General features: G+C 69.9%; 12 protein-coding genes. 9 read left to right on the top strand and 3 right to left on the bottom strand.

Annotated elements, in window-relative coordinates:
- The first annotated feature begins 16 nt into the window (after positions 1 to 16).
- Together OIE13_RS23380 and meaB are read left to right on the top strand one after the other, a co-directional pair.
- The gene (locus OIE13_RS23380) at positions 17 to 1204 is read left to right on the top strand and encodes an acetyl-CoA C-acetyltransferase (RefSeq protein WP_326636571.1); all 1188 of its coding nucleotides are present in this window, start codon (positions 17 to 19) and stop codon (positions 1202 to 1204) included.
- Positions 1201 to 2145 carry a methylmalonyl Co-A mutase-associated GTPase MeaB gene (meaB, locus tag OIE13_RS23375; protein ID WP_326636573.1) on the top strand — a complete coding sequence of 315 codons (945 nt, stop codon included), beginning with the start codon at positions 1201 to 1203 and terminating at the stop codon, positions 2143 to 2145. The genes OIE13_RS23380 and meaB overlap by 4 nt, the downstream gene beginning before the upstream one ends.
- Positions 2146 to 2248: 103 nt before the next feature.
- Here meaB and OIE13_RS23370 read toward each other — a convergent pair whose 3' ends face one another.
- Positions 2249 to 2926 carry a DUF4230 domain-containing protein gene (locus tag OIE13_RS23370; protein ID WP_326828760.1) on the bottom strand — a complete coding sequence of 226 codons (678 nt, stop codon included), beginning with the start codon at positions 2924 to 2926 and terminating at the stop codon, positions 2249 to 2251.
- A gap of 55 nt (positions 2927 to 2981) precedes the next feature.
- Positions 2982 to 4355, bottom strand: coding sequence for a hypothetical protein (locus OIE13_RS23365; RefSeq protein WP_326828759.1), 1374 nt, complete (start codon positions 4353 to 4355; stop codon positions 2982 to 2984).
- 342 nt (positions 4356 to 4697) lie between these two features.
- Here OIE13_RS23365 and OIE13_RS23360 point away from each other — a divergent pair, with 342 nt between their 5' ends.
- The 5 genes from OIE13_RS23360 (at position 4698) to OIE13_RS23340 (ending at position 10327) form a co-directional block, all read left to right on the top strand.
- Entirely contained in the window at positions 4698 to 5228 is a 531-nt protein-coding gene (locus OIE13_RS23360; RefSeq protein WP_326636579.1) for a MarR family winged helix-turn-helix transcriptional regulator, read from the top strand.
- 113 nt (positions 5229 to 5341) lie between these two features.
- Positions 5342 to 7009, top strand: a complete 1668-nt coding sequence (locus OIE13_RS23355) for an acyl-CoA mutase large subunit family protein (protein ID WP_326828758.1) — start codon at positions 5342 to 5344, stop codon at positions 7007 to 7009.
- A gap of 45 nt (positions 7010 to 7054) precedes the next feature.
- Entirely contained in the window at positions 7055 to 7999 is a 945-nt protein-coding gene (locus OIE13_RS23350) for a tetratricopeptide repeat protein (RefSeq protein ID WP_326636583.1), read from the top strand.
- Between the two features lie 193 nt (positions 8000 to 8192).
- Positions 8193 to 9605 (top strand): NAD-dependent malic enzyme, encoded by a 1413-nt coding sequence (locus tag OIE13_RS23345; RefSeq protein ID WP_326636585.1) that lies wholly within the window; start codon positions 8193 to 8195, stop codon positions 9603 to 9605.
- A gap of 143 nt (positions 9606 to 9748) precedes the next feature.
- Positions 9749 to 10327 carry a YqgE/AlgH family protein gene (locus tag OIE13_RS23340; protein ID WP_326636587.1) on the top strand — a complete coding sequence of 193 codons (579 nt, stop codon included), beginning with the start codon at positions 9749 to 9751 and terminating at the stop codon, positions 10325 to 10327.
- A 102-nt stretch (positions 10328 to 10429) separates the two neighbouring features.
- Here OIE13_RS23340 and OIE13_RS23335 read toward each other — a convergent pair whose 3' ends face one another.
- Positions 10430 to 11068, bottom strand: coding sequence for a TetR family transcriptional regulator (locus tag OIE13_RS23335; protein WP_326636589.1), 639 nt, complete (start codon positions 11066 to 11068; stop codon positions 10430 to 10432).
- 152 nt (positions 11069 to 11220) lie between these two features.
- Here OIE13_RS23335 and OIE13_RS23330 point away from each other — a divergent pair, with 152 nt between their 5' ends.
- Together OIE13_RS23330 and OIE13_RS23325 are read left to right on the top strand one after the other, a co-directional pair.
- Positions 11221 to 12807, top strand: coding sequence for an MFS transporter (locus OIE13_RS23330; RefSeq protein WP_326636591.1), 1587 nt, complete (start codon positions 11221 to 11223; stop codon positions 12805 to 12807).
- A 105-nt stretch (positions 12808 to 12912) separates the two neighbouring features.
- The gene (locus tag OIE13_RS23325) at positions 12913 to 13164 is read left to right on the top strand and encodes a DUF3039 domain-containing protein (RefSeq protein ID WP_030906465.1); all 252 of its coding nucleotides are present in this window, start codon (positions 12913 to 12915) and stop codon (positions 13162 to 13164) included.
- The last annotated feature ends 17 nt before the right edge of the window (positions 13165 to 13181 follow it).

Raw genomic sequence — 13181 nt, 5'->3', positions numbered from 1 at the left:
AGGGAGGCCCCCTGTTATGTCCGTTTCCGTCATCGTCGCCGGGGCTCGAACCCCCATCGGCCGCCTGCTCGGCTCGCTGTCCGGCCTGTCGGCCGTCGAGCTGGGCGGCATCGCCATCAAAGCCGCGTTGGAGCGTTCCGGCGTCGCTCCGGAGGCGGTGCAGTACGTGATCATGGGACAGGTGCTCCAGGCGGGGGCAGGTCAGATGCCCTCCCGCCAGGCCGCCGTCGCCGCGGGCATCCCGATGACCGTGCCGTCCCTGACGATCAACAAGGTCTGCCTCTCCGGCCTGGACGCCATCGCCCTGGCCGACCAGCTCATCCGGGCAGGTGAGTTCGACATCGTGGTCGCGGGCGGCATGGAGTCCATGTCGAACGCCCCGCACCTGCTGCCCGGCCTGCGCAAGGGAGTGAAGTACGGCGCCGCCGGCATCATCGACTCGATGGCCTTCGACGGCCTCACCGACGCCTACGACCAGGTGGCCATGGGCGAGTCCACCGAGCGGCACAACGCGCGCTTCGGCCTGACCCGCCAGGAGCAGGACGAGTACTCCGCCCGCTCCCACGCGCTCGCCGCCGCCGGGATCAAGAACGGGACCTTCGACGACGAGATCGTGCCGGTGGCGATCCCGCAGCGCAAGGGCGAGCCTACGGTCCTCTCCGCCGACGAGGGCGTGCGCGGGGACACCACGGCCGAGGCCCTGTCGCGGCTGCGACCGGCGTTCGCGAAGGACGGCACGATCACCGCCGGGTCCGCCTCGCAGATCTCCGACGGCGCCTGCGCCGTCGTCGTGATGTCCAAGGCCAAGGCCGAGGAGCTCGGCCTTGACTGGCTGGCTGAGATCGGCGCCCACGGCAACGTCGCCGGGCCCGACAACTCGCTCCAGTCCCAGCCGGCCAACGCGATCAAGCATGCCCTCGGCAAGCAGGGGCTCGTCGCCGGTGACCTCGACCTGCTGGAGATCAATGAGGCCTTCGCCCAGGTGGTCCTCCAGTCGGTCAAGGAGCTGGACGTTCCCCTCGACAAAGTCAACGTCAACGGCGGCGGCATCGCGGTCGGCCACCCGATCGGCGCCTCCGGCGCCCGCATCGTCCTCGCCCTCGCCCACGAGCTCAGGCGCAGGGGCGGCGGCCTCGGCGCGGCCGGCCTCTGCGGCGGCGGCGGGCAGGGTGACGCTCTGATCATCCGCATTCCATCGGCATGACCTCGGAGGTCTCCGACCTGGTCGCGACGGTCAGGGAAGGCCGGCCCCGGGCCGTGGCCCGGTTGATCTCCATGGTCGAGAACGGTTCCCCCGGGCTCAGGGAGATCACCGAGCTGCTCTGCGCCGACCGGCCGCACCGGGCCCGGATCATCGGCCTCACCGGCCCTCCCGGTGTCGGCAAGTCGACTTCCACCGGGATGCTGGTCCACGCGTTCCGCGGGCGGGACATGAGGGTAGGCGTGCTCGCCGTCGACCCTTCCTCACCGTTCACCGGCGGGGCGCTGCTGGGCGACCGGGTCCGGATGCAGGACCACGCCACCGATCCGGACGTGTTCATCAGGTCGATGGCGAGCCGGGGGCACCTGGGCGGGCTGTCGTGGGCCGCGCCCCAGGCGCTGCGCGTCCTGGAAGCGGCCGGTTGCGAGGTCATCCTCGTCGAGACCGTCGGTGTCGGCCAGGCGGAGGTCGACATCGCCTCGCTGGCCGACACCACGGTCGTGCTGCTCGCCCCGGGGATGGGCGACGGCATCCAGGCGGCCAAGGCGGGCATCCTGGAGATCGCCGACGTGTTCGTGGTGAACAAGGCCGACCGCGAGGACGTCCAGGCCACGATTCGCGAGCTCCGCAACATGATCGCCCTGGTCGAGCGGCCATGGAGGCCGCCGATCGTGCCGACCGTGGCGATTCGGGGGGAAGGGGGCGAGGAGGTGGTCGCGGCCCTCGACGGCCACCTGACCTATTTGGAGGAGTCGGGAGAGCTCGCCCGCCGCCGCCACGCCAGGGCCAGGGACGAGATCGAGGCGATCGCCCTCACCGCCCTGCGCTCCCGCTTCGCCCACCTGCACGGAGACCGGCGCCTCGACGCCCTCGCCACCCGCGTCCTGGACGCGGAACTCGACCCCTACACCGCGGCGGACGAGCTTCTGACGGCCGTGGGCTGATCCCACTCCTGCCCGCGCCGCCGCCCGGGGCCGCACCGGACCCGACGGCCGCACCGGACCCGACGGCCGCGCCGGTCACGAAGGGCCGGCACGCGGTGAACGGTCAGGTCTCGTCGGCGAACTTGACGGTGACCTTCTCGAAGCCGAGGCCTTTCAGCATGCCCTCAAGCATGATCTTGGTGTTCTGGTCGGCGCGGTTGCGCAGATCACTGGCCTGAGCGGCTTCGGCGATCTTCTTCTCGGCCAGCACGTAGAGCTCCTGCTGGTCGGAGGGGGAGGAGGACAGGAAATCCTCGACCCGGTCCAGCAGGCCGCGCTGCTGGGCGTAGACGTAGGAGCGCTTGTTGTCGAGGTTCGGCTTCTCCAACTGGGCGCGGGGCAGCCTGACCGTGACCTCGGTGCGGTCCCCGGAGACCGTCAGCCCGCCGTTGCCGATGCCGCCGAAGTCGACGTAGGCGTCGACGCCACCGGCACCGACGAAGAGCGTCCGGCTGCCCTTGACCGCGTCGGGCAGGAAGGCGGCGTCCTTCTCCAGGTCGACCACGACCTGAAAGTTGCCGGTGGCGGCCTCGAAACGGCTGAGGTTGTGAATGGACTCCAGCAGCACGGGCTGGCTGCGGTCGATCGTGGCCTCACCGAACGGGTTCAACCACGACCAGGTCACGCGAGCGCCCACGACGAGGAGGACCATGACGACGAGCAGTCCGGCGAGGAAACGCCGGCGGCGCCTGCGAGGCGCCGCCGGGGGGGCCTCGGGCGGAGCTTCTTGGGAGGCTTTCACGAAGCTCTCCTTCCCCGGGGGGCGACCTTCTCACGCCGAGCCTATGCCGATCTTGTCAGCCCCGTGGCGACGGCGGCGTGCCGCCTTCGGCGAAGGGGAGGCGCCACGGGGCGGGCGAGCTGCCCGCCCCGGGCGGTGGCGGGCTGCCGGGTGCCTGGGGGGCGGGGCCTGACCTGGGCTCGGGCCCGGTCGAGGTGCCACCCGCACCCTGCCCCGGGAGGCCGTACTGCCCTGTCTGGGCGGTCTGCTCGGACTGGCCCCCGAAGTGAGTGCTTTGTAACCGGCAGCCGGTGAAGTCCGTGTAGTAGAGCCGGAGCCAGTCGCGTCGCTGGACGTCTGTGAGCCCCGAGAACCACGCCGCGGCGTATCGGTGCTCCGCGAGCGGCCCACCGGGAAGCGGCTCGCCCCGCAGCCACGCGGCCACGATGTCGCGGTAGCCCGCCGCCGGAGTGGCGTCGCACCGCGCGGCCAGGCCGTCGACGAACTCGTCGGCCGCCTTCTCGGCGAACCCCGTGGCCAGATCGTCCACGTGGATCGAGATCACGCCCGCGGAGGGGGCGGCAGCGTCACGCCTGGGGTGCTGCTCCACCCGGGAGAACTCCCCGGGGGTCCCGGCCAGCCGGGAGGCGATCTTGATGAACTCCGAGCCCAGATCGGGTAGTCCGGCGCGCATCCCCGGGTGCACGCAGACCATGATCGGCCATTCCTGGCAGCTGTAGACGATCTGCTGGGCCGAGACCGGCTGCTCCTCGGTGAACAGGCGGGCCATGCCGGTCCCCGCCGCCAGCACCGCGATCAGCGCGGCGGCCAGCACCAGCGCCTGGCGTGTCACGACCGCGGCCCAGCCGAGTAGGAGAGCCGCGCTGATCCCCACCAGCCAGAGCGTCTGGTCTGTGAACGCCGCCGCGTTCAGCCCCTGAAACGGGTCGTACGGCTCCCGGGTGGCGGGGGCGAGCCGGTCACCCCAGGTCGGGCCGTGGCACAGCCAGGTGAACAGGCTGTAGCAGCCGAGCCCGGCCAGGACCGGCGTGATCGTCCACGGCATCAGCCAGCCGGTGACCCAGCCGATGACGACGTACAGTGCCAGCCCGGCCACGCCCATCACCAGGCCGCTGGGCAGCAGCCGCCCGGCCTGCTCGGTGATCATGGTTCTGACCGCCAGGACCATGACGGTGGCGGTGAACGCGCCTCCCGTCACCACCAGGATCGCCAGCGGCGCACGCACCGCCTGCCACGGGGTCAGCGATCGGCCGCCCGTTCCACGCCGCCTGCGCACCGCCACCCACGCGGCGAACGCGGCCGCCACCGGGCCGGTCAACCGGAGCGAGCCGATCACCGCGACGACGATGTTCTCCCACGCGCTGACACCGGGAACCAGGACGCTCCACGCCGCGACCACCCCGAGCACGAGCAGGATGGCGACCGCCATCAACCCACTCTGCTGGAGTTCCTCGCGTGAAACGCCCCTGTGCTCACGCACCGGTGGGCGTGGTGAGAACCCACGCCGAGCCGGTGTAGCCGAAGTGCGTCCGGCGTTCGAACGCCGTCAAGTTGTCGTTCATCAAGCACCCCCCGTGCCGTGAATGTGCGGATGCCGGTCCCCTCGGCACCGGTCCGGCTCGCGTCCCCCGCAGGCCGGACTGAGTCAGCGTGGCCACTTGGCCACGGCCTCACCATTCGATGTGGGAACCATAACGGAGCGTGACGTTTGGCGTCCGGGTTCTTGGTGAAGCCATCAGTCTGGTGACTCTACGTATATGGGCGAACCGGGATGAGGTCGCGCTACCGTAGCCCTGTGGTTACAGGTCGGCTGAATCTCCCGTTTGACCCCATCGAACGTGCCGCGGAGACGTGGCGCGTTCACTTCGGGCCCTCCTCGGCCATGGCCGCCGTCACATCGATCATGAGAGCGCATCAGATCCTGCTGTCGCAACTGGACACGCTGCTCAAACCGCATGACTTGACCTTCGCCCGGTACGAGGCCCTGGTGCTGCTGACCTTCAGCAGGACTGGAGCGCTGCCGCTTTCCAGGATCGGTGAGCGTCTGATGGTCCATCCCACGAGCGTGACCAACACCGTGAGCCGCCTGGAACGTGCCGGTCTGGTACGCCGCATGCCCAACCCCCAGGACGGCCGGGGGGTGCTCGCCGAGATCACCGACCGGGGCCGGGAGGTCGCCCGCGGGGCGACCGCCGACCTGATGGAGGCCGACTTCGCCATGCCCATGTACGGCGAGGAGGACCTGGAGCAGATGTTCGGCCTCCTCAGAACCCTCCGCGTCGCCGCCGGCGATTTCCAGTAAGTGCTGATGGCGAGTTGTGCGGCCTCACGTCGGCCAAGAATTAGTAGGGCGTCCTAGTATTTGAGGGAGGCCACAAGCCGGGTGTGAGCCGCTGCCGTACAAGGGGGTTGGCCATGGACGCCGAGCAGGTCGAGGTGGGGCGTGCGCGCTGGCAGGCGCGGTTCGACAGGGCTCGCAGGCGTGAGTCCGAGTTCCGCACCCTGTCGGGGCTCGACGTCGAGCCGGTCTACGGGCCAGGTGGCGGTGACCCGCGCATGGAGCGCATCGGCTGGCCGGGGGAGTATCCCTTCACCCGCGGTCTGCATCCCACCGGCTACCGGGGCAAGACATGGACCATCCGGCAGTTCGCCGGGTTCGGCAACGCACGGCAGACCAACGAGCGCTACAAGATGATCCTCGCCGCCGGCGGCGACGGGTTGAGCGTGGCCTTCGACATGCCGACGCTGATGGGCCGCGACTCCGACGACCCGCGCTCGCTCGGCGAGGTCGGCCACTGCGGCGTGGCGATCGACTCCGCGCTGGACATGGATCTGCTCTTCGATGGAATCCCGCTCGGCGAGATCACCACCTCGATGACGATCAGCGGTCCGGCCGTCCCGATCTTCTGCATGTACGTCGTGGCCGCCGAGCGGCAGGGGGTGCCGGCCGCCGACCTCAACGGCACCCTGCAGACCGACATCTTCAAGGAGTACATAGCGCAGAAGGAGTGGCTGTTCGCCCCCGAGCCGCACCTGCGGCTGATCGGCGACCTGATGGAGTTCTGTGCGGCGGACGTCCCCGCGTACAAGCCGCTCAGCGTCTCCGGCTACCACATCCGCGAGGCCGGGTCCACGGCCGCCCAGGAGCTGGCCTTCACCTTGGCCGACGGGTTCGGCTACGTGGAGCTCGGCCTGTCGCGCGGCCTGGACGTCGACGTCTTCGCCCCCGGCCTGTCCTTCTTCTTCGACGCGCACATCGACTTCTTCGAGGAGATCGCCAAGTTCAGGGCCGCCCGACGGATCTGGGCGCGGTGGCTGCGAGACGTCTACGGGGCCACTACGGAGAAGGCCCAGTGGCTGCGCTTCCACACCCAGACGGCGGGCGTGTCACTGACCGCGCAGCAGCCGTACAACAACGTGGTGCGCACCGCGGTCGAGGCGCTCGCGGCGGTGCTCGGCGGCACCAACTCGCTGCACACCAACGCGCTGGACGAGGTCCTCGCGCTGCCCTCGACGAGGGCGGCGGAGATCGCGCTGCGCACCCAGCAGGTGCTCATGGAGGAGACCGAGGTCGTCAACGTCGCCGACCCGCTCGGCGGATCCTGGTATGTGGAGGCGCTGACCGACCGGCTGGAGGCCGAGGCCGAGGCGATCTTCACGAGGATCCGGGACATGGGCGCCGACGGCACGATGACCTCGGGCATCCTGCGTGGCATCGAGGACGGCTGGTTCGTGTCCGAGATCGCCGAGGCCGCCTTCGACTACCAGCGCAAGCTGGAGAAGGGTGAGAAGAGGATCATCGGGGTGAACTGCCACACGGCGTCCATCGACGAGCCGCTGGAAATTCTCCGGGTCGGCCACGAGGTCGAGCGCGAGCAGAACCGCGTGCTCGCCGAGCGCCGCGCCGCCCGTGACCAGACGGCCGTGGACGCCGCCCTGGCCACGATGACGCAGGTGGCCAGGGGTGAGGGCAACATGATCCCCGCCATGCTCGACGCGGCCAGGGCCGAGGCCACGCTGGGCGAGATCTGCGACGCGCTGCGCGACGAGTGGGGCGTCTACACGGAACCGGCCCGTTTCTAGCGAGGGCGCGTCGGGGCACCGACCGGGATACGGCAGGATTGGGGTATGAGCCCAGCGGACTTCACTCGACCCGGATCGCTCTACGGCGCCGTCGATCTCGGCGCTCGTAAGCAGGCACTGGAGGCGCAGGCGCGGCGGGAGAGCGCCGCGCAGGAAACCGGCGGTGTTCCGGCGCCGGTCATCGACGTCGACGACGCCAACTTCGCGACCGAGGTCGTAGAACGCTCCATGAACGGCCTCGTGCTGTTGGAGCTCACCGTCACCCGTGCCGAGCAGGCCAAGCAGTACAGCCGGCTGCTGGAGAAACTGGCCGCCGAGAACGCCGGCCGGTGGGTCCTGGCCAGGGTCGACGTCGAGGTCAACCAGCAGATCGCACAGGCGCTCCGGGTGCAGAACGTGCCCGCCCTGTACGCCATCTTCCAGGGACAGCCGGTGGCCGTCGTCCCGGGCATCGCCACGGAGCCGCAACTCCGTGACTGGCTGTCGCAGCTCATGGAGGCACTGGCGCAGTATCTCCCGCCCCCGGGCGAGGAGGCCCAGGACCAGCAGGACCAGCAGGAGCAGCCGCAGGAGCCCCCGGTCGACCCGGACGTGCTCGCCGCCGAGCAGGCCGTCGACGCCGGCGACCTCGACGGCGCGGTGGCCGCGTACGAGCGGCTGCTGGCTCGCTCGCCGAACAACCAGGACGCGAAGCTGGGCCTGGCCGGGCTCGGTCTGATCCGCCGGACGCAGGACGTCGATCCGGCCGACCTGCAGAGCCGGCTGGCCGATCCCGCCGACATCGAGGCCCAGCTCCTGGCCGCCGACTTCGAGACGCTCTCCGGCGACGTGGACAGGGCCTTCGACCGGCTCGTCGACGTGGTGCGCCGCACCTCGGGGGCCGAGCGGGACAGGGCCAGGGTGCACCTGCTCGGCCTGTTCGACACGCTCCCCGGGGACGACCCGTCCATCGCCAGGGCCCGCAGGAATCTGGCCAGCGCCCTGTTCTGAGCACCCGGCCCGGCGGCCTGCCGGCCGTGGGGCGGGGCGGGCGCCGTCCACCGGAACCGTCCCCGGAGGATGAGCGCGGCTCTGTGGCCGTATCCACACGTGCGGGTCCGCCACCTCCGGTGCATATACTCCCCCGGTGATGGCACGATGGAGGCATCCCATCCAAAGTCAGTCGCAAAGGAGCGGATTGGCTGTGGCCACCGTGCCGAGTGTGTCGTACTCCATCACCGTGCGCCTGGAGGTGCCCGCCGGCGGCAAGGCCGTCAGCCAGCTCACCCACGCCGTAGAGTCCGCCGGAGGTGTGGTCACCGCGCTCGACGTGACCACGGCCGGGCATGAGACGCTGCGCATCGACGTCACCTGCGCCGCGCGTGACACCGATCACGCGCAGGCGATCGTCGACAAGCTGGAGGGCGTCGAGGGCGTCGTCATCCACAAGGTCTCCGACCGGACCTTCCTCATGCACCTCGGTGGAAAGATCGAGATGCGCTCGAAGGTGCCGCTGCGCAACCGTGACGAGCTCTCCATGGCCTACACGCCCGGTGTCGCCCGGGTCTCCATGGCCATCGCCCGCAACCCCGAGGACGCCCGCCGCCTGACCATCAAGCGCAACACCGTCGCCGTCGTCACCGACGGCTCGGCGGTGCTCGGCCTGGGCAACATCGGTCCGGCCGCCGGGCTCCCCGTCATGGAGGGCAAGGCCGCGCTGTTCAAGCGGTTCGCCGACATCGACGCCTGGCCGATCTGCCTGGACACCCAGGACGTCGACGAGATCGTGCGGACCGTGCAGATCATCGCTCCCGGTTTCGGCGGCATCAACCTGGAGGACATCTCGGCGCCGCGCTGCTTCGAGGTGGAGCGGCGGCTGCGCGAGCTGCTGGACATCCCGGTCTTCCACGACGACCAGCACGGCACCGCGATCTGCGTGCTGGCCGCGCTCACCAACGCGCTGCGCGTGGTCGGCAAGGATCTGGGCGAGGTCCGCATCACCCTCGCGGGCGCGGGCGCGGCCGGGACGGCGGTGCTGCGACTGCTGCTCGCGGCGGGCGCCCGTAACGTGGTCGTCTGCGACTATCTGGGCGCGGTGCACCGCGGGCGCCAGGACCTGGACGACTCGCTCCGGTGGATCGCCGACCACACCAACGCCGCCGGCTACGCGGGTGACCTGCGCGGCGCGGTCAAGGGCGCCGACGTGTTCATCGGTGTGTCCGCACCCGGCATCCTCAACGGCGACGACATCGCCACGATGGCCAAGGACGCCGTGGTCTTCGCGCTCGCCAACCCCGAGCCCGAGATCTCGCCCGACATCGCTCGCGAGTACGCCGCCGTGGTCGCCACCGGCCGCTCCGACTACCCGAACCAGATCAACAACGTGCTGGCCTTCCCCGGCGTCTTCCGCGGTCTGCTCGACGCGCAGGCCACCGTGGTCAGCCAGGAGATGCTGCTGGCCGCGGCCAAGGCGCTGGCCGACGTGGTGACCACCGAGGAGCTCGGCCCCAACTACATCGTCCCCAGCGTGTTCCACCCGGACGTGTCGGGTGCCGTCGCGGCGGCCGTGCGTGAGTCGGCCGGCGGCCGTGCGCGTACCGGCATGACGGAGGCCTGAGGCCGTCGTTCCCGCCCCGTTCCGCGACCCTCGCTCCAAGGAGTTCTCTCACGTGCGCGTCGCGTGACGAGCACGTGAGGTCCGGGTCATTGGAAGAGCGGGGGGAGCAGCGCGAAGGGGTGTTCACCCCCCATGATGGAGGTATGGCGGAGGCGATCTACGTCGGTGGGCTTCTGGTGGCGACGCCGCAGCTGGAGGATCCCAACTTCCGGCGCAGCGTGGTCCTGGTGCTGGAACACGACCTCGATGGCGGCACCCTGGGCGTGGTGCTCAACAGACCGAGTGACATCTCGGTGACCCAGGTGCTCCCGACCTGGGACACCATGGTCACCGGTCCGTCCGTGCTGTTCCAGGGGGGGCCTGTCCAGACCGACAGTGCCCTGGCGCTGGCCGCGGTTCCGAGCGGGCAGGAGCCGCTCGGCTGGCGGCGGCTGCACGCGGGCACCGCGGCGGTCTCCAGGCTCGGCACCGTCGATCTCGACGCGCCGCCGGAGATCCTCGCCGGAGAGATCGCCGAGATGCGCATCTTCGCGGGGTACGCCGGCTGGTCGGCCGGGCAACTGGAGAGTGAGATCGGCGAGGGCGCCTGGTACGTCGTGGACTCGGAGCCCGGCGACACCTTCCACCACGAGCCCGAGTCGCTCTGGCGGGCCGTGCTCCGCCGCCAGCGGGGCGAGCTCGCCTACGTGGCCACCTGCCCCGACGACCCGTCGATGAACTAGGCCCTGCCTGGCGGATCTCGCCGTGGCGAGGATCGGTCAGGTGGTGTCTCGCAGGGACTTCCACTCGCAGGCCGCGTCACTGACCCGCCTGGGCGGGTACACCTAGCCCGCCGGGTGCCCGGGGCGGTCCCAACCGGGGCGCAGGGAGCGCTCGGCGAGAGCGAGTGTCGTCTCCAGGCGGGCGGACAGGGCGGTGATGTTGTTGATGTCGGCGGGATCGCAGAGTTCGAAACCGACCCGGGTGACGGTGGTGAAGAGTGCCACCACGAAGTGGGGCAGCAGGTCGTCGGGGCTGGCTTCCTGGCGCCGGGCGATCTCGGCGATCAGCCGCTGCTCGTTCTCCATCATCTGGCGCACGCTTCCGGCGAAGAGCGCGGGGGTGCCGTCGATCACTTCGCGGGCTCTGAGGAACCTGGCGGTGTCGTCGAGGTCCCCCTTCTCCAGCATGGTGACCACTGCGCGTGCGGCGTGTGAGAGCGCGGTGAACGGGGACTCGTCGTCCGGGCGGGCGGTCAGCTCGGCGAGCACGATCTCCTGTCCGTCGGCGGGCAGGGAGAGGGCGACGGCCTCCTTGGTGGCGAAGTAGCGGAAGAACGTGCGCGGTGAGACGTCCACGGCCGCGGCGATCTGGTCGACGGTCGTCGCCTCGTACCCCTGCTCAAGGAACAGGGAGAGGGCGGCGTCGATGAGTGCCAGCCGGGTCTTCTGCTTCTTGCGCTCGCGTAGGCCGAGCCGACCCATACTCGCCATCCTCTCGAAACGTATAGTTCATAGTCTGCCATAAGTCGTGGTCTGCCCTTTGAAAGAATTTGTCATTTGTCAGTGACTGTCATAAATTACCCCGGGTTGACGTCCCACGCGGGGGCGGACGAAAGATCGAGGGGGACCCTTCCATGGCACAGGCCAAGACGGTGGCCGCGACACCACCACCGGATCCGGGCAGATCATCCAGGCAGGGGCACCCGTGGCTGACGCTGCTGGCGGTCTCCCTCGGCGTGATGATGGTGATGCTCGACGGCACCGTCGTCGCCATCGCCAATCCGGTGATCGGTAAGGAGCTCAACGCCTCCCTCGCCGACCTGCAGTGGGTGACCAGCGGTTATCTCCTTGCGCTCGCCGTGTTCCTGATCACCGCCGGCAAGCTCGGTGACCTGTTCGGGCACAAGCGGATCTTCGTGATCGGCATCGCGGGCTTCGCGCTCACCTCCCTGGCCATCGGCCTGTCCGACTCCATCACCTGGCTGATCGCCTTCCGCGTCCTGCAGGGGCTCTTCGGTGCCCTGCTGCAGCCCGCGGCCCTGGCCCTGCTCCGCGCGGCCTTCCCCGCCGAGAAGCTGAACATGGCGATCGGGGTCTGGGGCGCGGTGATCGGCCTGTCCAGCGCCGCCGGTCCCATCGTCGGCGGCCTGCTGGTGGAGCACGTCAACTGGCAGTCGGTCTTCTTCATCAACGTCCCGGTCGGCATCGTCGCCCTGGCCGTCGGGTTCCTGGTGATCAAGGAGAGCAAGGCGGCCTCCCTGTCCAGGATCGACTGGCTCGGCGTGGTCCTGCTCTCCGGCGCCATGTTCTGCATGGTCTGGGCGATCATCAAGGCCCCCGAGTACGGCTGGGGCGACACCAGGACGCTCGGCTTCCTGGCCGGTGCCGTGGTGCTCGGCGCCGCGTTCGTCTACTGGCAGACCAAGGCCGCCGAGCCGCTCATCCCGCTCAGCCTGTTCGGCAACGCCTCGGTCGCGATCGGCACCGTGCTGATGGTGCTGGTGGCGTTCTCGATGTTCGGCGCGATGTTCTTCCTCACCTTCTACTTCCAGGGCGTGCACGGCCTGTCACCGCTCGACTCGGGGATGCGGATGCTCCCGATGAGCGCGGGCATGATCGTCGCCTCACCGCTGGCGGGTCTGGCGATCGGCAGACTCGGCCCGAAGATCACGATCTCGGCGGGCATGCTGATCACGGCCGTGGCCATGTTCCTCCTCTCCCGCCTGGGCATGGACGCGGGCTACGTCGACAGCGCGATCCCGTTCGTGTTGCTCGCCTTCGGACTCTCCCCGGTGATGGTCGGCGCCACCGAGATCATCGTGGGCAACGCGCCGGAGGAGCTCAGCGGCGTGGCGGGCGGCGTGCAGCAGTCGGCGATGCAGGTCGGAGGCTCGATGGGCACCGCGGTGCTCGGCGCGATCGTCGCGGCCAAGGTGGCCGACGTGCTTCCCGGCTACTGGACGGCCGCCAAGCTCCCGGAACTCCCCGCCGAGCAGATGGAGCTGGTCAAGCAGGGTGCCTCCTACGCTCAGGCCGGCGCGGCCCCCGGCACGCCCGAGCCGATCGTGCAGGCCATCACCGGCGTCGTGCACTCGTCCTTCCTGGAGGGCATGCACCTCGGTTTCACGGTCAGCACCGGGGTGGCCGTCCTCGCGGCGCTGCTCGCGCTCTTCGTCAGGGCGGGCCGCAAGAGCGAGGGTGCCGCGATCCACATGGGCTGAAGGCCCTCGAACACGGCTCACATCCCGGGCCCGGCGCTCGATCGCCGGGCCCGGGATGTCGCGCCGATGACCGGGGCGCGGCGGTGCGGGCATAAAATCACCAGGGTGAGTACGAAGATTCTCCCTGAGAGCGACGTCCGGCCGGACCTGTCGCACGGCGACGGCGACCACGAGCGCTTCGCCCACTACGTCGAGAAAAACAAGATCATGGAGAGTGCGCTGAGCGGGACCCCGGTCCGCGCGCTCTGCGGGAAGGTCTGGGTGCCCAACCGCGACCCCCAGAAGTTCCCTGTCTGCCCGGAGTGCAAGGAGATCTACTCGGGTCTGCCGAAGGGTGAAGACGGCAACAAGGAGTGAGTGTTGCTCGTGGGTGA

Source organism: Streptosporangium sp. NBC_01810 (genome assembly GCF_035917355.1).
Classification (GTDB): domain Bacteria; phylum Actinomycetota; class Actinomycetes; order Streptosporangiales; family Streptosporangiaceae; genus Streptosporangium.
Note: the sequence above shows the minus strand (reverse complement) of the source record. Positions and strands in the feature narration are given on the sequence as shown.